1 protein-coding gene is annotated in these 282 nt (G+C 51.1%); it reads right to left on the minus strand.

Annotated elements, in window-relative coordinates:
- Positions 1-282 (minus strand): YlqF/YawG family GTPase (locus AAEY87_RS13915; RefSeq protein ID WP_350657599.1); only part of this gene is annotated, 282 nt, incomplete at both ends.

A 282-nucleotide genomic window follows, 5' to 3' on the forward strand; every position in this document is an offset into this window, starting at 1 on the left:
GGATAGGCATGCATCAAGTACTCAGCGGTGTAACTGGCCACATCAGCGAAGTCAAAAGCGGTATCACGAATACCGCCGGTCGCCGCCAAGCGATAGCCAGAGTTTTCATTTTCGACCTTTGGCCATAGCATACCGGGGGTATCATAGAGCATGATGTCATCGTCAAGCTTAATCAGCTGCTGCGACTTAGTGACCGCTGGCTCGTCGCCGGTTCTTGCCACGGCGCGTCCAGCTAAGGTATTAATCAACGTTGATTTACCAACGTTTGGAATACCCATAATC

The organism is Psychrobacter sp. S1-30-MNA-CIBAN-0213 (assembly GCF_040309845.1).
In the GTDB taxonomy this organism is placed as follows: Bacteria; Pseudomonadota; Gammaproteobacteria; order Pseudomonadales; family Moraxellaceae; genus Psychrobacter.